We start from the raw sequence: 18144 nt of genomic DNA, 5'->3' as shown, positions 1-18144 counted from the left end.
GTATTACATGCCAGTGCAGGCTGCGCATGACCGATATCAGGCCGGTAAACTGCATCTGCCCCAACGGCAGCAAAAAGGCCACGGCATTGGCCGCCACCACGACTTCGAGCAGGCGACTGCTGAAATGCGCACGAAAAATATCGGCCAGCGTTATGCTGCCCGTCCTGCGCCCCAACTGCCACAACAGCGGCGCAAGCACGAACCCCACAGGGTAGGACAGCAGGATATACCCCATGAACCACCCGGCAAACGCCGCGCCATGCAGGTACACGCCGGTGGAAAAGCCCAGCACGCTGCCGATGCTATAGGTCTCGCCAATGGTCAGAAAAAAGACCAGCAGCCCCCCGAGCTGCCCGGACGCGACAAAGAAATCACGCGCATTGCCGCTGCCGCACCGCACCCGCGCATACACCGCAAGGGCAATGGAGGCGGCAATGACCATGCCAAAGCTGAGAAATTCCATTTAGCGCACCCGGCCCAGCCACCATGCCACTGCCATGCAACAGGGCACCAGCACCATGCAGGCAAACAGCCACGCCACCGCCAGCGGAAAGCCAAAGACCACGCCATCAACATGCTCAAACAGCAGGAAACCGACAATAACTAACGCATAGGGCAGGCCCATACCCACAACGAGCGTAAGTGGCGTGGTGGCAGGTAGCGACTCACGGGCGTTATCAGGGATGTCTGGCACGCGTATCAGGCCCTGTGGTCAGGGGGAAAGGGGGCAAGCAGGCGAAGCGCCGCTTTCAGCCATTGCCGCGCGGCTTTGTCTTCCTGCGGCCCACAACGGAGAGGCGGGTAGTGACAAGGTCATACCCCATCTCGCGCACGATATTGTCCAGCAGGGCATCGAGCTCGGGGTTTTCGAATTCGATCACCTTGCCGCTATCGGCGTCGATCAGGTGGTAATGATCGCCATGATCGCCATCGGCCACTTCATAACGCGCCCGACCGCCACCGAAGTCACGGCGCTGGAGAATGCCGTTTTCCTCGAACAGGCGCACGGTACGATACACCGTGGCGATGGAAATGCGCGGATCGACTTCCACCGCGCGGCGGTACAGTTCCTCCACATCCGGGTGGTCATCACTGTCCGACAGGACGAAGGCAATCGTCCTGCGCTGGCCCGTCAGTTTCAGGCCGCGTTCACGGCACAGGTCGGCCAGGGGGGAATCGGGAAAAGTCGGCTCTTTCATCACCTCATAGCATAATGCATACAGACCGGCCCGGTCCAGTAGGGATAAGCGGTTCAGGCTGTCGATTTTAATTGCAAATGATAATCTTTCTCATTAATAAGGTCTCACGAACACATTCAGGGAGCGGGTCACGCCATGGCCCGAGCGGATGATGACCAACACCACAGTTTTCATGAATGATCTTTCATCAAGCGAACGCCTGCTGGTCTGGTGCGTGCGCCGCCTGAGCGGGCAGGGTGATGCCACGCGCGCCGCGCCCGGGCTGGCGCTACCGTGCTTCCGGGCTGATTTTGCCGTCGTGATCGAGGCGTTCCACATGGCCATGAACCGCCTGCGTGCCTACCAGCGCGCGCCGGTGGATGTAGCGATCTGCTCGGCCACGCACCTGACCGGCACGGAAAACCGCTTTCTGCTCGCCGCCACCGCCGCACAGGAAGGGCGCGAGGGCGAGGTGCGGCGCATGCTCCGGCCCGTCTTCGTTCACCATCATGTGCTTTCGCCCTTTGCCGCCGCCATTACGCAACTCGGCGCGTGCCTTGCAGGGGCGGGGTACTGGCTGCCCCGGCGGGGCAACATGCTGGCGGCCTCCAACCGGGTGCCCGTAGCAACCCCGCGCCAGATGAAGGCCGTTACGGCGCAACCCACACCCCAGCCCCATGCAGCCCAGGCCCAGCCCGTGGGCGCGGGCTGCCTTGCGGCCATGCGCTGGCACCACGGTGACATGGGGCGCGCACAGGTCATGTGGCCCAGCCCTGCCGCGAGCGTGCAGACGGGCGGGCTATAAAAACACCAAAGGGGCCACACGATCGTGCGGCCCCGGCAGGGCAGGATGACAGGAATGCCACCCATCGTATCGATCCGACAGGCGCGCCGGTTCATGGAAAATGCTTTCCTCGACCTGCTCGACATCCTTGCCTGGCAGGAAGGCGCGCCGCCCGCCACCGGCCATGAGCAGCCGGTGGACCCGCATCGTGGCGGGATTATTCCTGATCGGGGGCAGGGGCGGAGTTGAGCTTGATGTATTGCGGCAGGCCAAGCTGCCTGATGAGGTCGAACTGGCGGTCGAGGAAGTCCTCGTGCTCTTCCTCGTTCACCAGGATGCGCAGCAGCAGGTCGCGCGATACGTAGTCACGCACGCTCTCGCAATAGGCGATGCCTTCACGCAGGTCGCCAATCGCCTTTTCTTCCAGCTTCAGGTCGCATTTGAGGATTTCCTCAACGTCCTGGCCCACGAGAATGGTATTGTAGCGCTGCACGTTGGGCAGGCCACCGAGATAGAGGATACGCTCGATCAGCCAGTCGGCGTGCTTCATCTCCTCGATGGATTCCTCGTATTCCTTCTTGCCCAGCAGGGTCACGCCCCAGTGGCGCAGCGTGCGGGCATGCAGGTAATACTGGTTGATTGCCGTCAGTTCGTTGGTCAGCTGCGTGTTCAGGTGCTCGATAACCTTGGGGTCTTTGATGGGCATGTCCGTCTTCCTGTTCTGCACTATATAATACCCCTCACGGGTTACTGCGTGACAGGCCGCAACGCAATTACAAAAAAGCGTTGCATAACCCCGCCCTGCGCGCGACCCTGCGGCCGGGCCACATACAGGGCACGACCATTACGCAGGGCAGGGGCAAGTCATATGGACCAGACCAGCTACCGCACACTTGATGCAGGCGGCATCCGCGCATTCCTTGCCGGTCTGCCCGCCATTGCCACCCGCCTTGGCGGCCTGGCCGAACAGTGGCAGGTGCGTGAGGTCAGTGACGGCAACCTCAACAACGTGTTTCTCATCACCGGGCCTGCGGGCGAGGTGTGCCTCAAGCAGTCGCTACCCCATGTGCGCGTGGACCCGAGCTGGAAGATGCCGCTCGACCGCACGCATTTCGAGGCTGCATGGCTTTGTGCCATCGGTCCGCTGGTGGGGGGGCTGACCACCGAATACCTGCATTTCGACCCGGTACTTTACGTGCTGGTGGTCGAGAGCCTGTCCGGCCACACCGTGCTGCGCACGGCGCTGATGCAGGGCGCGGACTGGCCGGAGGTGGCGCCGCGCATTGGCATGTTCGTGGCCCGGGCCTGTTTTGGCACCTCGCTGCTCGCCCGCCCGTTCGAGGATGTGTTTGACGCCCGCCGCCTTTTTGCCGCCAACCAGGCCCTGACCCGCATCACGCTCGACTTGGTGTTTGACGACCCGTACCGCGACCACCCGCGCAATCATTGGCATGACTCGGCCCTGAGCCCCATCGTGCTCGACATCCGCACCAGTGCCGCAACGCTCCTGGCGGTTGAAAACCTGCGGCGGCGCTTCCTGTCGCAACCACAGGCGCTGCTGCATGGCGACCTGCATACAGGCTCGATCATGAGCACGGCGGATGATACGCGGGTAATCGATGGCGAGTTCGCGCTATATGGTCCCATCGGGTTTGACTGCGGCATGTTCGTGGGCAACCTCGTGCTGCATTTCTTTGCAACACCCGACCTTGCGGCCCGGCAGGCGGTGCTGCGCGATATTGACGGCTTCTGGCGCAGCTTTCACGCGCAGTTCACGGCGCTGTGGAACGCCGATGACGCCCCGCCGCCCGGCACCCTGCGCCCGCTAGCCTATGGTCCGGCGGCCCATGTGGCGCAGCAGGCTTTCATGGATGAGGTGATGGGCGACACCATCGGCTTTGCCGCCATCGAGATTATCCGCCGCCTCATAGGCTACGCCCATACGGCGGATTTCGACAGCATTACCGATCCCCGCCTGCGCGCCACCTGCCGCGCAGGCGCGCTGGCCTTCGCCTATTACGTGCTCGACCATCTGGCGGACATGCGCACGATTGCGGATTTCCTGTCCTGCCTGGAGGAGAATGAGCGCAAGGGCCTGTCAATCAGGGCATGAGGGCCGCCAGCCGGGCCATGGCGGCGCGCAGATCGGCCTCGATTTCAGGCAGGGCGCGACAGGGCACGGATGTGTCGAAATACCGGGCAAATGAAATGGCGCAGCCAATGGCCGCCCGCGTCGCGTCCAGCCGGGCGGTGGGGTCATGGGGGGCGATCAGGCGGTCAAACCAGTCCTGCGGGTCGGTTTCCATGCTGGTGGTGAACGCCGTGCGGGTGGGTGCGCCCGCGTGATCCGCACAGGTCACGCTCAGGCTGCGATATAAAAATTCCCGCGCCGGTAACTGGCGTGAAAAACCGGCGCGTCGCCCCTGCGGCACGTCCGCTTCGGGGGGCGTAAGACGCCATGAAGCAGGCGCGCCATCCGGGCCGTCGCGCACCTCGAGGTCCAGCACCGCGCCATCAAGGGCTGCCTGCACGACAGCAGCCACTTGGGCCTGCGTCATCTCGCGCCGTTTCTCGCCATGGCTGCGGCTGCATCGCCGCCATAGCGGCACCGCATTGATCAGGCTGACCAGACCGCGGCGGCCAGCAGGCTTGCTGTTATCCAGCACCCACACATAAGTGCCGATGCCGGTATTGATGAACATATCCTGCGGCAGGGCAATGACCGTATCGATCAGGTCATGCTCGACAAGGTAGCGGCGAATGGCGGACTCGCCGCTCTCCACCCCGCCACCATTCAGGGCGGCGCCATGCGTCACCACGCCAATCCGGCTGCCGCCGTGGCGGGGCGCGCGCATCTTGGCCAGCAGGTGTAGCATGAACAGCATCGATCCATCCGACACGCGCGGCAGGCCCGGCCCGAAGCGCCCCCGCGCGCCCAGCGCATGCTCCGCCTGTATGGACGCGCGAATGCCACGCCAGTCCAGCCCGAAGGGCGGATTGGCCAGCATGCGGCCAAAACGCTGCCGGGCATGGCCATCGGCCAGCAGCGTATCGCCCTGCACCACCTGCCGGGGCCTGAACCCGCGCAGCAGCAGGTCGGCACGCGCCAGGGCGCAGGACTGCCGGTTAAGCTCCTGCCCGTACAGATCCGCCATGACCCCGCGTGCGTGCAGCCGGTCAGCCGCGCGACCGAGCAGGGCGCCGGTACCGGCGGCCGGGTCATAAAGCGCGAGAGGAGGGCCAGGCCGATCCGCGGCGCAGACGAGATCGACCATCAGGTCCGTAACCTCCGGCGGCGTGTAATGCGTGCCGGTACCCTGCGTGGTGGTGAAATGGCTCACCAGTACCTCAAACAGCCGGGCCATGGCTTCGCTGCCATACAGGGCAGGCGAGAGGTCTAGGGCTGCGAAATGCGCGGCCAGCGGGCCGAGCATGTCAACCGCCGCCAGCTTGCGCGCCAGCCGCTCGACCTCAAGCTGCGCCATGATGTCGCGCATGGCGGCTGGCAGGCGCGCAAGCTGCCCCGCCAGCACCCTGAGCGGGTCGGCCGCGCAGGCAATGGCCGCAAGGTCGCCCCGCGCGGGCGACCGCGCCTGCTCAAGCCGCCGCAACACGGTAAAGGCCAGTATGGCTGGCCCATATTCAACCGGTTGCAACACGCGACGCAACTGGCCTGCGATGCGCCATATGGCCGTGGCTGACAGCAGGGGCGCGGTCATGGGCCGGTTAACGGGCGCGTTCTTCCGCCGCCGCCGTGCGCCACAGCGACAGGGCAACGGCAATGACCGCAGGCCCGATGAACAGCCCGAGCAGGCCAAACACATGCAGCCCCCCTAAAATGGCCGTCAGCACCGCAAGGAAGGGAATGCTGGTGCTGCCGCTGATCAGCTTGGGGCGCACGAAGTGGTCGCCCGCACCATAGGCAATGGTGCCGATCACACCCACAATCACCGCCTGCATCACGCCATTGGCGGCAAAGGTCATGAGCGTGGTCACGCAGAGCAGGATCGGACCACAGAACGGGATGACACTGACCACTGCCGTCACCAGCGTGAGCAGGGCGGGGTGGGGGGTGCCTGCAATGAAGTAGCCAATGCCCACCAGCACGCCCTGGCCCAGCCCCACCAGCACCAGCCCCGCCACCGTGCCGCGCACCGCGCCCACGGTGTTGCGGATCACGTCACGCGCGCGCTCGCCCAGAAAATGCTGCCCGACCGCGCGGATATCGGCAATGAGCGTCCGTGAGGCATGGAGGTAGAAATAGACCGACAGCGTGGCGATGACGAAGGTTTCGGTCATTTCCATCAGGCGGTGCGGCAGTTCGCGGCCATCGCCGGTCGCCACCATGCGCGACACAACCCCGGTCCAGTGCCGCAGTTCATCAGGGTCGGACAGGTACCGTTGCCACAGCCCGGCCAGCCTCGGGCCAATGCGCGGGATTTCATTGACCTGCGGCGAGACGGGAATGCCATCATGCAATGCGCTGCGCCCCCACGCCATGAGCGAGGGAAGCTCCAGCCCCGCCCGCACGGCCATGGCGATCATGGGCACGGCCAGCAGCGCGAAGATGGCCGTAGCAATCAGCCCTGCCGCCACCCCACAGCCCATGCCACGCCCCACAAGCCGGGTATAGAGCGGAAAGGTGGTGATGGTGAGGATGCCCCCCCACACGAAGGCAAACAGGAATGACTGTTCGATCCATGCGGAAAACAGCAGGACCGCACAGACGAATATGAAGGTGCCGATATACTGGGTCCGGCTCCGGTTTTCTTCCATATGGTGTGCTCTATCCTGCTGGGGTTCATGAAAAGCTGCAATAAAACGCAATGACAGACAAGCCACGCGTCGTGGCAGAGGGCCTGCACCCTTTTGGTCATGGCAGCACAGGGTAAAGGTGTGGTTTACAAAAAGACACCATCCATCTTGCCCACGCAGGCGCAGGCTGGTCCATGACCCGCCCGTTTCCCTTTCCAGCCCGGACGCAGCATGCCCGGGCTACCCGTGGGGCAAGGGGCGGTTCTTGGGTGCCTTCATGCAGGGGAGCGGGAGCCTGCCCCCATCGCCGCCTGCCGAACGGCGATGCGGTATTCATGCAGCAGGCCCCTCAGTCGCACCCGTTCATCAGCCTGTGCCGTAACCTGCTCCAGTTGTGCCCACACCGCCTGCGCCACCCTGCGCTGGCTTGCCAGCGGCGGCAGGACCAGTTCCAGCGAGGCCAGCGTGAGCGTATCCACCTCGGGGAAGACGCTGCCCCCCGCGCGGCGGCGCAGTTCCGGCCCGGCCGCCCATAACGCCAGCGCCGCGTAGCGCTGGTCCACCGCATGCCCGCGCGGCACCAGAGCCTTGCACCCCTGGCTGACGGCAAGCGGACCACACCCCAGCCCCACCCGGCCCACAGGGGCGCGGGTTGACACCACAAGCGCCCCCGAAGGCACCATGATGGCCCGGCATGCCGCCAGTCCCGCCGCCGAGAGGCCGCGCTGCCCGCGCGTGACCCGGTCAGGCGCACCGGAGGGCAGGTCCGCTGGCGTCAGCCACGTTACATCATCGCCCCAGTAGGCAGGCTGGGTCGTGGCGGGCGTGCCACCGCCAATAATGTCAAACACATGCCCTACCAGCCGCCGCGTGCCATATGCTGCCGTGGCCTGCGTGATGATGGCCCGGACCTGCTCGCGCGCCAGTTCATCAAGCCCGTCGAGCACACGCAATTGCCCGTCAATGCGACGCACGCACTCTTCCAGCCGGTTGGCCACAAGGCGCTGGCAGGCAAGGGAAGGGCAGGGAACAGGCAGGCTGTTCATGCGCGCGCGCGTCAGCTTGGCACGGGTGGCGCCTTCCACATGCGGGCCGTAGGACAGGGTATTGAGGGCATGCGCCACGAAGCGGCCATCCACGCCCGCGCGCGGGCGCAGCACATGCACATGGTTGCCCGCCCATAGCGGCCCTTCATGAAAGAACGCGACATCACGCGTGGGGTCGGCAAACGGCGCGCCGTCCTCGCCCAGCAGCACGAGCGCGCCATCAAACAGCGCCTGATCGACATGCCCGGTCACGCCACTGGCCCCATGATAGGGCACCCGCCCCGGACGTTGTGCGCGCTGCGCGCGGTTAAGGGGCACGCGGCGTGCATCAAGGCATTCAACCAGCGCGCCTAGCGGCACCACGGGCCATGACTGAGGCAGGCTGTCATCGCACTTCATGCCCCCTCCTTACTGTTGGCCGTGGCGGGGCCGCCATATAAAAAATACATTACGACAGGCATTTGCGCCTCATGGCTGCTGGCCGTGCGCTATCGGCTCGTATAAACCCCACCCCAAGCACCATACCGCGTGCCGCACACGATCATGCTCTGGCGGGGCCATGGGTGAAGCAGGGGGTTCATGACGCGTCCAACCACATCCTTCGGGGCGGAATTCCGTTCCATCCTTGCCATTGCCGGACCAATGGGCCTGTCACAGTTCGCCCAGATGCTGATGGGGCTGACCGATGACGTGCTGCTCGGCAGCCTTGGGGCGGCAGCCCTGGCCATTGGCGGGCTGGCCACGGGCACGTTCTTCACGCTCAATGCCATCCTTGCCGCCATGATCGAGGCGGGCGGCATCCTGCTCTCGCAGGCGCGCGGGCGGCAGGACCATGCAAGCCTTGGCACCACCATCACCTCCATGCTCGTGGTGGCCATCGCGCTGTGCGGGCCGGAATTGTTCTGCCTGTACCATATCGACCGGCTTCTGGCATGGCTGCACGAGCCCGAGGCCATCCGCGCGCCGGTAACCGGTTTCGTGCATATCCTGATGTGGGCGGTGCCGCCTGCGCTGCTCGGGCAGGGCGTGCTGACCACGGCGCTGCCGGTCATGGGCGCGCAGGGCATTCTCATGCGGGTGATGCCGTGCATTACGGTAGTGAACGGCGTGCTGAACGCAGCGCTCATTCATGGCTGGCTTGGCCTGCCCGCGCTGGGGCTGCATGGCTCGGCAATAGCGACCGTCATCACCCTGTGGTGCATGCCCCTCATCATGCTGGCCTTCATGGCGCGCAGGCCCGAACTGCGCACGGCGCTGCGCCCGCGCATGCATGACTGGAAGCATACGGGCGCCCTGCTGCGCACCGGCCTGCCCATGCTGGCCGCCGCGATGGCGGAGGTCACGCTGTTCCAGGCCAACAGCTTCGAGGCCGCCCGACTGGGCAATGCGGGGCTTGCGGCATTCCAGATCATGCTTGGCATCGGCATGCAGTGCTTCGTGCTGTACCTGGCCATGGCTCAGGCCAGCAACATACGCGTGGGCTACTGGACAGGCCGCAACGACCCCACCATGGTCCGCCGTGCCGCCGGTGCGGGCATGGTACTGGGCATGGGGGTGGCCTGCGTGACCACGCTCATCCTGGCGCTGGGGCGGCAGACCATCATCGGCTTCTATCTGGATGCGGCCCTGCCGGAAAATGCGCAGGCGGTGCATCTGGCACTCACGCTCCTGCTGATCGGCGCGGCCTTTCAGGTGCCTGACGCCCTGCAGGCCATCGCCACGGGCATCCTGCGCGGGCAGGGTGATACCACCATCCCCATGGTGCTGGCCGTTATCGGCTACTGGGGGCTTGGCTTTCCCGCTGGCATATTCCTTGCCTTTGACCAGGGCATGGGCGTGCAGGGCCTGTGGTACGGCATTGGCATCGGACTGGTAGCGGTCTTCGTGCTCCACGGCAGCCGCATCGCGTGGCGCATGAAGCGAGGGGCGCAGACAGGGTAGGAAAAGCGCCATCATGCTCTTACAGGCGCTTGTGCATCTCCTCACGGATGGAATTGCATTTCTTGGTAAACACACCCGCCTGAGAGGCAGTCATGAAGTTGATCAGGAACGCGCCAAGCAGCGAACAGAAGGACAGGATGATCAGCACCTGCCCCATAAGCGAGATCACCCCGCTATAATGCACCGCCGAATACCATAACAGGCCGAGGCTCAGCACGGCGCCGAACACGCCGAGCACGCCGGTGGAGCGGATGAGGGATTCCTCCTCGCGAATGAAGGTGGAGGATTCCTGCCATAACATGAACAGCTTGCGGTCCATTTCCTGCACGGCGGCGGCATAGTCCTCCGCATCATCGGGATGCTGGTGGTCGGTGCCGCTGCGGTGCAGTTCGAGCTCCTGCCGGGCCTTGGCGAAGACGCGCCTGCGTTCCTTTATGGCGGGCAGGCTGATATCGACAAAGCTGAGAATGGCCACGTTCAGCCCAGCCGATAGCTGGATGACCGCTTGGAAATCACCCCAGATCACAGGTTACCCCCTGCGGGTCCACATAACCGTGCACTGTAGCAAACCCTGACAAATACAAAGCCATTCAGCATACAAGGGCTGCATGCCAGTTTCCAACGTGCCATGCAATATGGCGGCACGCCTGCCTTTAGGGTTAGCATGAAGCGTGATGAATATCCATGTTCCCTCCACCTATGAGGTCTACCGTGGCTGGCAGTCCATACAGGGCACCGGGCTGGAGATCGGCTCGACCCTGCTTGTCGGCGCCGTGCTGGTGCTGGCCTGCGGCACGGTGCTGTTCCTGCTGCCCACCTTCATCGCATGCCGCCGCAGGGTGCATAACGCGGCGGTGGTGGCGGTGGTGAACTGCACCCTGGGCATGACCGGAATAGGGTAGGTGATCGCGCTGCTCATGGCCTGCCTGCTCGAGACCGATACCAGCCGCCAGGCGCGCCTGCGCCGGAGCGAACCGGCCACGTTCCTGACCGTGCCATAAGGTTGCCGGGGGAAGAGGCCTGTCCTTGCCTGCCACCATATTGTTCAATGCTGTATATATTCATTTGAACACGGGGCAGGATAATACGATGTCTTCCAACACGCAGGCCGTCATTATTACGCTGAGCAATAATGACCTGCCGCCGGAGGTCTATGAAGAATATGACCTCAGCACCCTTGAAGACGAAATAGAGGACGTGCTTGGCGACGCAGGCGTACTCGACGGCCATGAATTCGGCCCTGAAGCCGCACAGATCTTTCTTTACGGACCCGATGCCGAGGCCATCTTCCGCCTGATCGAGCCGGTGGTGAAGGCTTACCCGCTCTGCGCAAAAGGCAGCGTTGAAATCAGGCCCGGCGATGAGGAAACCAAGAGCCGCCTCGTCCAGCTTCCCTGATCTCATGCCGCCCTTATGAAAAAAGGGAGCCTGCCGTCTGGCATGCTCCCTTCAACCTGCAATTATCAGGGCGTTTCTGGCGGCGCTTTTTTCACAAAGGCGGCACCCGGAAACTTTTATTTTTTGTTTATTTCAAACGCTCTCTTACTGCTGCTTGTACAGCAGGCGGGCGCGCAGCGTGCCCTTGAGTTCGCGCAGGCGGTCAAGGATGCGGTTGTCCTTTTCCACATCGCGCCCGGTATCGGCCTCGACCACCACGTAGCCCAGTTCGCCCGCCGTCTGCAGGTACTGCGCGGTAACGTTGCAGGACTCACGGGAGAAAATCTCGTTGATCTGCAGCATGATGCCCGGCACGTTGCGGTGCACATGCATGAAGCGCGTGCCGTGCGGGTTTTCGGGCAACTGCACGGTAGGGAAGTTCACAGCACCCAGCGTGGAGCCGATATCGGAGTATTCCACCAGCTTACGGGCCACTTCCACGCCAATGCGCTCCTGCGCTTCCGCCGTGGAACCACCGATATGCGGCGTCAGGATCACGTTATCCAGCCCGCGCAGCGGGGTTTCAAGCGGCTCGCCCGCCTGCTTGGGCTCCTTGGGGAACACGTCGATGGCCGCACCAAGCAGGTGGCCATCCTTCAGGGCTGCCGCCAGTGCATCGAGGTCCACCACGTTGCCGCGCGCGTTGTTGATGAGGAAGGAGCCCTTCTTCATCGCGCGGATCTGCGCCTCGCCCATCATGCCAGCGGTCTCGGGGGTCTGGGGCACATGCAGGCTGACCACGTCGCTCTGGGCCAGCAGGGTTTCGAGCGTATCGACCGGCGTTGCGTTGCCATGCACCAGCTTGTCGATCACGTCATAATAGAACACGCGCATGCCAAATGCTTCAGCCAGCACGGAAAGCTGCGAGCCAATCGAGCCATAGCCCACGATGCCCAGCGTCTTGCCGCGCACTTCCCAGCTATTGGTGGCGGACTTTTTCCAGATGCCCGCATTGCATTCCTGCGACTTGGGGAAGATGCGGCGCATCAGCATCACGATCTCGCCCATGACCAGTTCGGCCACCGAGCGGGTGTTGCTGTAAGGCGCGTTGAATACGGGAATGCCAGCCTCACGCGCGGCGTCGAGATCGACCTGGTTGGTGCCGATGCAGAAGCAGCCGATGGCGATCAGGCGGTCGGCCTTCTCGATCACCTCGCGCGTGAGCTGCGTGCGCGAGCGGATGCCCACGATATGCACGCCTTCCAGCGCCTTCTGCAGGGCCTCGCCTTCCAGCGCCGTCTTGAGGCGAGTGACGTTCTCGTATCCGTTTTCCTTCAGCAGGTTGACGGCACTGTCATGAATGCCCTCAAGCAGCAGGATGCGGATCTTGTCCTTGGGAAGGGAAAGGTGGCCGGTGGATGGGCTGGTCATGTCGCGTGCTCCCGCTCTGATACGGTCAAGAAGGTAGGTCGTCCCTATCCGATTGGCCGCGCCATCGCTAGGGGGAAAGATGAATTCGTGCCCTCAGCCCGCATGCGCCCCCGGCACGAGCAGGCCGCTCACATGCGGCAGGAGGCCAGCATCACCCAGTGCAAGCACCGTGCCATCGCCATCGGCGCGCAGGGGCTGGCCCGCCCAGTCGGTCATGGAGCCGCCAGCACCTTGCACAACCGGCACGAGGGCGGCCCAGTCCCATATCTTCATGGTGCATTCGGCAATGATGTCGATCTGCCCGAGTGCGAGCAGGCCGTAGGCGTAGCAGTCGCCGCCCCAGCTTGTGCGCCGGGCTGCCGCCGCCAGTGCGTGAAAACCGGGACGGTGCGGGGCATCAAGGATTTCAGGCGCCGTGCAGGACAGTTCGGCCTGCCTTACATCGGCGCAGGCCCGCGTGCGCGGCGTGCCGGGCAGGGTGGACAGGAAGCGCGTCGCCTCGCCCCGCAGGCCAATCCAGCACTCGCCCGTAACCGGCTGGTCGATGATGCCAAGCACAGGCACATCGTTGTGCAGCAGCGCGATGAGCGTGCCGAAGGTGGGCCGGCCGGTCAGGAAGGCACGGGTACCATCGATCGGGTCGATGACCCAGCGATACGGGCTCTCACCCCCTTCAAGGCCGAATTCCTCGCCCATGATGCCAAAACCGGGCAGGCGCTCGGACAGGACCGCCCGAATCGCGCGCTCCGCCGTGCGGTCGGCAATGGTGACGGGGCTGGCATCGGCCTTGTCATCCGCCATGACCCCACGGCGGAAGAAGGGCAGCACCACGCTGCGGGCCACATCGGCGGCGGCAAGGGCGGCTTCAAGCACCGCATCACGCGGGAACCCGGCGGGCAGGGCGCTCATCAGGGTGTCTCCGGCCTGAGCGAGCGCAGATAGGCGATCACATCCGCGCGGTCGGTTTCCGAGGCGATGCCGGGGAAGGACATCTTGGTGCCTGGTGCGTAATCGGCAGGGCCCTTGAGCCAGGCGGAAAGGGTGGCGTTGGTCCAGGTCTCGTCCTTGTGCGCCTTGAGCGCGTCCGAGAAGTCATAGCCGGGAATATCGCCCACATGCGTGCCGAACACGCCAAACAGGCCCGGCCCGATGATGGAGGGACCATTTGGCGCCATGCTGTGGCACATGGCGCACTGCCTGTCGGCCAGGGCATGGCCCTTTTCCACGCTGGCTTTGGCAACCAGATCATCAATGGAAGTGCCCGGCGCAGGAGCCGCCGGGTGCGGTATGGCCACGCCAGCCTTCACGGGCAGGGGTTCGGGCACGGCCGTGTGGGCAATGCCCCAGCTTGCGCCGAGCACTCCCACGGCAATGAGGCAGGCAACCCCGATCTGGTTAAGGCGTGTACTATCCATGAAGTCGGGCGTCCTTCCCACGGTTGCATGTAAACCGCTCCTTACCTAGACTGCCGCGCGCCCTGTGTGAAGCATGCACGGGCGGCGGGCGGCCCATGCCGCCGCGACAGATTACGGATGGCCCAGACCCAGACCCCATGAACCCTATTGTCCTGATTCCGGCCCGGATGGCCTCGACCCGTCTGCCGGGCAAACCGCTTGCCGATATCGCGGGCCGCCCCATGATCGTGCATGTGCTCAAGCGCGCGCAGGCTGCCTGCATCGGCCCGGTTGCCGTCGCCACCGCCGACCGCGCGATTGCCGATGTGGTGGAACACGCGGGCGGCACCGCCATCCTGACCGACCCGGACCTGCCTTCCGGCTCGGACCGCATCTGGCAGGCGCTCGGCGCGCTTGACCCCACGGGCAGGCATGACACGATCATCAACCTGCAGGGCGACCTGCCGGGCATCGACCCTGACTGCCTGCGCGCCGTGCTGCGCCCGCTAGCTGACAGCGCGGTCGATATCGCAACCCTCGTGGCCCCCGTGCGCGATGAGGCGGAAGCAAAAGCGGCCTCGGTGGTGAAAGTGGCCTGCGCCTTTGGCAGCGACAGGCCGGATGCCGTGGCGCGCGCGCTGTATTTTTCACGCATGCCCATACCATGGGGGCAGGGGCCGCTATGGCACCATGTGGGGCTGTATGCCTATCGTCGCGCGGCACTCGCCCGTTTTGTCAGCCTGCCCGAAAGCGCGCTGGAACAGCGCGAAAAGCTTGAACAGCTCCGCGCGCTCGAGGCTGGCATGACCATTGGCTGCACCCGCGTGCCCGCAGCACCCTTTGGCGTTGACACCCCCGCCGATCTTGAACGCGCGCGCCTAATGCCGGGAGCCGTCACATGAGTGCAGAACGCATCATTGCCTTTCAGGGCCGACCCGGCGCCTATTCCGACCTGGCCTGCCGCACCGCCCGGCCCGGCTGGGCCACGCTGCCGTGCCAGACCTTTGCCCAGACCATTGCCGCCGTACATGACGGGCAGGCCGAACTGGCCATGCTGGCCTGCGAGAACAGCCTTGCGGGCCGCGTGCCCGACATTCACGCCCTGCTGCCGCAGGCGGGGCTGTTCATCGTGGGCGAACATTTCCAGCGCGTGGAGCATTGCCTGCTGGGCATTCCCGGCACGAAGCTGGGCGATGCAAGGCGGCTGCACACCCACCCGGTCGCCATGGCGCAGGTGCGTGGCGTGATAACCGAGCTGGGGCTGGAGCCGGTTGTGGAGTTCGATACCGCCGGTGCGGCCGAGATGGTGCGCGACTGGGGCCGCAGGGAAGACGTGGCCGTGGCATCCGAACTGGCAGCCGAACTCAACGGGCTTGAAATCCTGCGCCGCAACGTGGAGGACGCCGCCCACAACACCACGCGCTTCTACATCGCATCCCGCAGGCCCGAAACGCTGCCGCCACCAGGCCCCGACTTCATGACCACGCTGCTGTTCAGGATCACCAACCAGCCCGGCGCGCTGTACAAGGCGCTGGGCGGGCTGGCCACGACGGGCGTGAACCTGACCCGGCTGGAAAGCTACATGCTGGAGGGCTCGTTCTCGGCCACGCAGTTCCTGATGGATGTGGAGGGCCACCCCGAAGCGCCCCCGCTGGCGGAAGCGCTGCGCGAGCTTTCATTCTTTTCGGAACGCCAGGAAATTCTGGGCGTCTATCCCGCATCTCCCTTCCGGCGGGGAGCGTAAAGGGCAGGGCGGGCATGTTTTGCCCCCCATGCCGCATTGCCTGTATGATACCCCGCCTGCCCGCGCCGGGGCAGGCCGCACGAAAACGATGGTGCCGGACAACCAACCGGCGCACGCATAGCCAAGACACAGGATCCAGGTGGAAACAACCATGTTCAAGGGTTCCATGACCGCCCTTATTACCCCCATGAATACGGATGGGTCGCTTGACCTGCCGTCCATGGGCCGCTTCATCGACTGGCAGATCCAGCAGGGCGCTGCCGCACTCATACCCGTCGGCACCACGGGCGAAAGCCCGACCCTGACGCATGATGAACATGCTGCAGTCGTTGAATTCACCATAAAATCCGCAGCCGGGCGCGTGCCGGTCATTGCAGGCGCCGGCTCCAACAGCACGGCCGAAGCAGTGGAGATGGCCCAGCAGGCGCAAAAGGCCGGGGCCTCGGCCGTGCTGGTGGTCACCCCCTATTACAACAAGCCCACGCAGGAAGGGGTGTACCGCCACTTCATGGCCGTGGCCGATGCCATCAGCATCCCCGTCATCCTGTACAATATTCCGGGCCGCTCGGTCATCGACATCTCGGTCGAGACCATGGCGCGGCTGGCGCTGCACCCCAACATCATCGGGGTCAAGGATTCCACGGGCGACCTGCTACGCCCGCTGCTCGTGCGCCGCGCGGTAAAAAAGCCGTTCAACCAGATCTCGGGTGAGGACGGCACCGCGGTCTCGTTCCTCGCCGCTGGTGGCGATGGCTGCATCAGCGTTACCGCCAATGTCGCCCCGGCACTCTGCGCGCAGGTGCAGCAGAGCTGGAATGATGGCAACGTGATGGATGCAATGGAACTGCAGGACCGGCTGCTGCCGCTGCATGACTCCCTGTTCTGTGAAAGCAACCCCGTGCCGGTCAAGTTCGCCGCAAGCGTATTGGGGCTGATGGGCGAGACCTGCCGCCTGCCTCTGGCGCCGCTGGCCGATGCCAGCCGGGCGAAAGTGAAGGCGGCGCTCGATGCCGTCGGGCTGCTGGACTGAATCATGGCCAGCAAAAACAAGGGCAGCGGCATGATCTCGACCGGGATCGCCGCACAGAACCGCAAGGGCCGCTTCAACTACTCCATCCTTGAAACGGTGGAGGCGGGTCTGGTGCTCAAGGGGCCGGAAGTCAAAAGCCTGCGCATGGGGCGCGCCACCATCAACGAGGCCTATGCCGGTGAGCGCAACGGGGAATTGTGGCTGATCAACAGCTACATTCCAGAATATCAGGGTGGCGTGCTGTCACGTTTCGAGCCACGCGCCCCGCGCAAGCTGCTCCTGCACAAGAAACAGGTGGACAAGCTGCTCGGTGAGACCGCGCGTAACGGCGTGACCCTGGTGCCGCTGGACATTCACTTCAACAGCCGCGGCCTTGCCAAGCTGACGCTGGGCGTGGGCGAGGGCCGCAAGAAGGAAGACAAGCGCCACGCCATAGCCGATCGCGACTGGGCCCGCGACAAGGCCCGCCTGCTGCGCAACAAGGGCCGTGAAGACTAAAAAACGGACTGACAGAAAAATCAGAAGTTTTTGATATGCCCCGCATTGCGCACTGCCTCATCGGCACCAAGGCTGAACACGCCTGACAATGATACAAAAAAACAGGGCCGCCCCTTACGGGATGGCCCTGTTTTTTATTCATTCACCCAACCACGCCAGCCTTAAGCTGGCGTGGGGCAGGGGAAAGTATTCAGTCGACCGACAGGGCCGCGGCTTCGGGGCCTTTCTGGCCTTCAACAACCTGCACGTTTGCCGTCTGGCCTTCCGTCAGGCCGGACAGGCCCGAACGCTCAAGGGCGGAAGCATGGACAAAAATGTCCTTGCCGCCGTTCTCGGGCGTGATGAAGCCGAAGCCCTTGGTCGCGTTGTACCACTTGACCGTGCCGCGCATGTCCTGCGCGTGCGACAGGTCAGGGGCGGGGCGGCCAGAGCGCGAGAAGCCGGCGCGCGCGCCGGGTGCCGCGCCAAAGCCACCGCCACGGGGGCGCTCGGGCTGTGCCGTGCTTTCATCAACGGAAAGGACGCTGGCGACCTGGCGGCCCTTGGGGCCCTGACCGATCTGTACAACCAGCGTGGTGCCCGGCGAAACCGTGGCATGCCCGGTGGGGTTCAGGGCATTGGCGTGCAGAAACACGTCACCCGAACCATCGGACAGCTCAACGAAGCCGAAGCCCTTTTCGCTATTGAACCACTTTACGGTGGCGCTGATCTCTGGCCCGGATGCGACGATCTGGGGACCACCACCTCCACCACCAAAGGAGCGGCGCGGCGGCGGCGCGGGCGCGCGATCACCAAATGAAGGCGACGACATGAAATCATCGTCAAACCCGCCGCGGCGCGGGGAGCGGGAGCTGCGGTCGGTCCTGTTACTTCTCAACGGTCGTAATCCCGAGGTCTAGGTGGCGGATGTTCCGTTGTGGAACACCACCGAATGAAAGCACGTTTGCAGGATGGAGACTGGTCTGC

22 protein-coding genes are annotated in these 18144 nt (G+C 64.4%); 10 read left to right on the top strand and 12 right to left on the bottom strand.

Annotated elements, in window-relative coordinates; all coding sequences use genetic code 11:
* From GXY01S_RS02445 to GXY01S_RS02440, 3 genes are all read right to left on the bottom strand, one after another.
* The coding region (locus GXY01S_RS02445) for a sodium:solute symporter family transporter (RefSeq protein WP_408884311.1) at positions 1–463 on the bottom strand (463 nt) is incomplete at its 3' end.
* Complete coding sequence (locus GXY01S_RS17885; protein WP_129551259.1) at positions 464–694, bottom strand: hypothetical protein; 231 nt, start codon at positions 692–694, stop codon at positions 464–466.
* Between the two features lie 55 nt (positions 695–749).
* Complete coding sequence (locus GXY01S_RS02440) at positions 750–1199, bottom strand: Fur family transcriptional regulator (RefSeq protein WP_061271794.1); 450 nt, start codon at positions 1197–1199, stop codon at positions 750–752.
* Between the two features lie 148 nt (positions 1200–1347).
* Between GXY01S_RS02440 and GXY01S_RS02435 the strand changes: the two genes are divergently transcribed.
* On the top strand, positions 1348–1983 hold the full coding sequence (locus tag GXY01S_RS02435; protein WP_061271793.1) for a hypothetical protein: 636 nt from the start codon (positions 1348–1350) through the stop codon (positions 1981–1983).
* Positions 1984–2037: 54 nt separating this feature from the next.
* Positions 2038–2211, top strand: a complete 174-nt coding sequence (locus GXY01S_RS17880) for a hypothetical protein (RefSeq protein ID WP_156470283.1) — start codon at positions 2038–2040, stop codon at positions 2209–2211.
* Here the strand turns inward: GXY01S_RS17880 and bfr are convergent.
* Positions 2180–2668 (bottom strand): bacterioferritin, encoded by a 489-nt coding sequence (bfr, locus tag GXY01S_RS02425; RefSeq protein WP_061271791.1) that lies wholly within the window; start codon positions 2666–2668, stop codon positions 2180–2182. The two genes, GXY01S_RS17880 and bfr, sit on opposite strands and share 32 nt — an antisense overlap.
* 162 nt (positions 2669–2830) lie before the next feature.
* Between bfr and mtnK the strand changes: the two genes are divergently transcribed.
* Entirely contained in the window at positions 2831–4075 is a 1245-nt protein-coding gene (gene mtnK / locus GXY01S_RS02420; RefSeq protein ID WP_061271790.1) for an S-methyl-5-thioribose kinase, read from the top strand.
* On the opposite strand, the gene GXY01S_RS02415 is transcribed toward mtnK, so the two are convergent.
* The 3 genes from GXY01S_RS02415 to GXY01S_RS02405 all read right to left on the bottom strand — a co-directional run bounded on the left by GXY01S_RS02415 (position 4065) and on the right by GXY01S_RS02405 (position 8162).
* Positions 4065–5681 (bottom strand): class I SAM-dependent DNA methyltransferase, encoded by a 1617-nt coding sequence (locus tag GXY01S_RS02415; protein ID WP_061271789.1) that lies wholly within the window; start codon positions 5679–5681, stop codon positions 4065–4067. The two genes, mtnK and GXY01S_RS02415, sit on opposite strands and share 11 nt — an antisense overlap.
* 7 nt (positions 5682–5688) lie before the next feature.
* On the bottom strand, positions 5689–6738 hold the full coding sequence (locus GXY01S_RS02410) for an AI-2E family transporter (protein WP_061271788.1): 1050 nt from the start codon (positions 6736–6738) through the stop codon (positions 5689–5691).
* A gap of 254 nt (positions 6739–6992) precedes the next feature.
* Positions 6993–8162, bottom strand: coding sequence for a restriction endonuclease subunit S (locus tag GXY01S_RS02405; RefSeq protein WP_061271787.1), 1170 nt, complete (start codon positions 8160–8162; stop codon positions 6993–6995).
* A 180-nt stretch (positions 8163–8342) separates the two neighbouring features.
* Between GXY01S_RS02405 and GXY01S_RS02400 the strand changes: the two genes are divergently transcribed.
* Positions 8343–9704, top strand: a complete 1362-nt coding sequence (locus GXY01S_RS02400; protein ID WP_061271786.1) for an MATE family efflux transporter — start codon at positions 8343–8345, stop codon at positions 9702–9704.
* A gap of 19 nt (positions 9705–9723) precedes the next feature.
* Here GXY01S_RS02400 and GXY01S_RS02395 read toward each other — a convergent pair whose 3' ends face one another.
* Complete coding sequence (locus GXY01S_RS02395; RefSeq protein ID WP_061271785.1) at positions 9724–10230, bottom strand: hypothetical protein; 507 nt, start codon at positions 10228–10230, stop codon at positions 9724–9726.
* Positions 10231–10378: 148 nt separating this feature from the next.
* On the opposite strand from GXY01S_RS02395, the gene GXY01S_RS02390 reads away from it, so the two are divergent.
* A complete protein-coding gene (locus tag GXY01S_RS02390; RefSeq protein ID WP_255210343.1) occupies positions 10379–10606 on the top strand; it encodes a superinfection immunity protein in 228 nt (75 codons plus the stop codon).
* Between the two features lie 187 nt (positions 10607–10793).
* Positions 10794–11102, top strand: coding sequence for a hypothetical protein (locus GXY01S_RS02385; RefSeq protein WP_061271784.1), 309 nt, complete (start codon positions 10794–10796; stop codon positions 11100–11102).
* Between the two features lie 144 nt (positions 11103–11246).
* Here GXY01S_RS02385 and serA read toward each other — a convergent pair whose 3' ends face one another.
* The 3 genes from serA to GXY01S_RS02370 all read right to left on the bottom strand — a co-directional run bounded on the left by serA (position 11247) and on the right by GXY01S_RS02370 (position 13927).
* Entirely contained in the window at positions 11247–12512 is a 1266-nt protein-coding gene (serA, locus tag GXY01S_RS02380; protein ID WP_061271783.1) for a phosphoglycerate dehydrogenase, read from the bottom strand.
* A 93-nt stretch (positions 12513–12605) separates the two neighbouring features.
* Positions 12606–13421 (bottom strand): inositol monophosphatase family protein, encoded by an 816-nt coding sequence (locus tag GXY01S_RS02375; protein ID WP_061271782.1) that lies wholly within the window; start codon positions 13419–13421, stop codon positions 12606–12608.
* A complete protein-coding gene (locus GXY01S_RS02370; protein ID WP_061271781.1) occupies positions 13421–13927 on the bottom strand; it encodes a c-type cytochrome in 507 nt (168 codons plus the stop codon). Before GXY01S_RS02370 ends, GXY01S_RS02375 begins: the two co-directional genes overlap by 1 nt.
* Before the next feature lie 137 nt (positions 13928–14064).
* On the opposite strand from GXY01S_RS02370, the gene GXY01S_RS02365 reads away from it, so the two are divergent.
* From GXY01S_RS02365 to smpB, 4 genes are all read left to right on the top strand, one after another.
* A complete protein-coding gene (locus GXY01S_RS02365; protein WP_061271780.1) occupies positions 14065–14808 on the top strand; it encodes a 3-deoxy-manno-octulosonate cytidylyltransferase in 744 nt (247 codons plus the stop codon).
* Positions 14805–15650, top strand: coding sequence for a prephenate dehydratase (locus tag GXY01S_RS02360; protein ID WP_061271779.1), 846 nt, complete (start codon positions 14805–14807; stop codon positions 15648–15650). The genes GXY01S_RS02365 and GXY01S_RS02360 overlap by 4 nt, the downstream gene beginning before the upstream one ends.
* A 151-nt stretch (positions 15651–15801) precedes the next feature.
* Entirely contained in the window at positions 15802–16680 is an 879-nt protein-coding gene (gene dapA / locus GXY01S_RS02355) for a 4-hydroxy-tetrahydrodipicolinate synthase (RefSeq protein WP_061271778.1), read from the top strand.
* Positions 16681–16683: 3 nt separating this feature from the next.
* Positions 16684–17178, top strand: coding sequence for an SsrA-binding protein SmpB (smpB, locus tag GXY01S_RS02350; RefSeq protein WP_061271777.1), 495 nt, complete (start codon positions 16684–16686; stop codon positions 17176–17178).
* A gap of 190 nt (positions 17179–17368) precedes the next feature.
* Here the strand turns inward: smpB and GXY01S_RS19150 are convergent, their stop codons facing one another.
* On the bottom strand, positions 17369–18055 hold the full coding sequence (locus tag GXY01S_RS19150) for a cold-shock protein (RefSeq protein WP_082770677.1): 687 nt from the start codon (positions 18053–18055) through the stop codon (positions 17369–17371).
* Positions 18056–18144: the final 89 nt, after the last annotated feature.

The organism is Komagataeibacter xylinus NBRC 15237, from assembly GCF_001571345.1.
GTDB lineage: Bacteria > Pseudomonadota > Alphaproteobacteria > Acetobacterales > Acetobacteraceae > Komagataeibacter > Komagataeibacter xylinus.
This window is presented reverse-complemented; position numbering and strand designations above follow the sequence as displayed.

What these genes read in the sequence shown, in the direction of transcription:
- GXY01S_RS02440 (WP_061271794.1), bottom strand. Translation starts at nt 1,199, where the DNA reads ATGAAAGAGCCGACTTTTCCCGATTCCCCCCTGGCCGACCTGTGCCGT.
- GXY01S_RS02435 (WP_061271793.1), top strand. Translation starts at nt 1,348, where the DNA reads ATGATGACCAACACCACAGTTTTCATGAATGATCTTTCATCAAGCGAA.
- GXY01S_RS17880 (WP_156470283.1), top strand. Translation starts at nt 2,038, where the DNA reads ATGCCACCCATCGTATCGATCCGACAGGCGCGCCGGTTCATGGAAAAT.
- bfr (WP_061271791.1), bottom strand. Translation starts at nt 2,668, where the DNA reads ATGCCCATCAAAGACCCCAAGGTTATCGAGCACCTGAACACGCAGCTG.
- mtnK (WP_061271790.1), top strand. Translation starts at nt 2,831, where the DNA reads ATGGACCAGACCAGCTACCGCACACTTGATGCAGGCGGCATCCGCGCA.
- GXY01S_RS02415 (WP_061271789.1), bottom strand. Translation starts at nt 5,681, where the DNA reads ATGACCGCGCCCCTGCTGTCAGCCACGGCCATATGGCGCATCGCAGGC.
- GXY01S_RS02410 (WP_061271788.1), bottom strand. Translation starts at nt 6,738, where the DNA reads ATGGAAGAAAACCGGAGCCGGACCCAGTATATCGGCACCTTCATATTC.
- GXY01S_RS02405 (WP_061271787.1), bottom strand. Translation starts at nt 8,162, where the DNA reads ATGAAGTGCGATGACAGCCTGCCTCAGTCATGGCCCGTGGTGCCGCTA.
- GXY01S_RS02400 (WP_061271786.1), top strand. Translation starts at nt 8,343, where the DNA reads ATGACGCGTCCAACCACATCCTTCGGGGCGGAATTCCGTTCCATCCTT.
- GXY01S_RS02390 (WP_255210343.1), top strand. Translation starts at nt 10,379, where the DNA reads ATGAATATCCATGTTCCCTCCACCTATGAGGTCTACCGTGGCTGGCAG.
- GXY01S_RS02385 (WP_061271784.1), top strand. Translation starts at nt 10,794, where the DNA reads ATGTCTTCCAACACGCAGGCCGTCATTATTACGCTGAGCAATAATGAC.
- serA (WP_061271783.1), bottom strand. Translation starts at nt 12,512, where the DNA reads ATGACCAGCCCATCCACCGGCCACCTTTCCCTTCCCAAGGACAAGATC.
- GXY01S_RS02375 (WP_061271782.1), bottom strand. Translation starts at nt 13,421, where the DNA reads ATGAGCGCCCTGCCCGCCGGGTTCCCGCGTGATGCGGTGCTTGAAGCC.
- GXY01S_RS02370 (WP_061271781.1), bottom strand. Translation starts at nt 13,927, where the DNA reads ATGGATAGTACACGCCTTAACCAGATCGGGGTTGCCTGCCTCATTGCC.
- GXY01S_RS02365 (WP_061271780.1), top strand. Translation starts at nt 14,065, where the DNA reads ATGAACCCTATTGTCCTGATTCCGGCCCGGATGGCCTCGACCCGTCTG.
- GXY01S_RS02360 (WP_061271779.1), top strand. Translation starts at nt 14,805, where the DNA reads ATGAGTGCAGAACGCATCATTGCCTTTCAGGGCCGACCCGGCGCCTAT.
- dapA (WP_061271778.1), top strand. Translation starts at nt 15,802, where the DNA reads ATGTTCAAGGGTTCCATGACCGCCCTTATTACCCCCATGAATACGGAT.
- smpB (WP_061271777.1), top strand. Translation starts at nt 16,684, where the DNA reads ATGGCCAGCAAAAACAAGGGCAGCGGCATGATCTCGACCGGGATCGCC.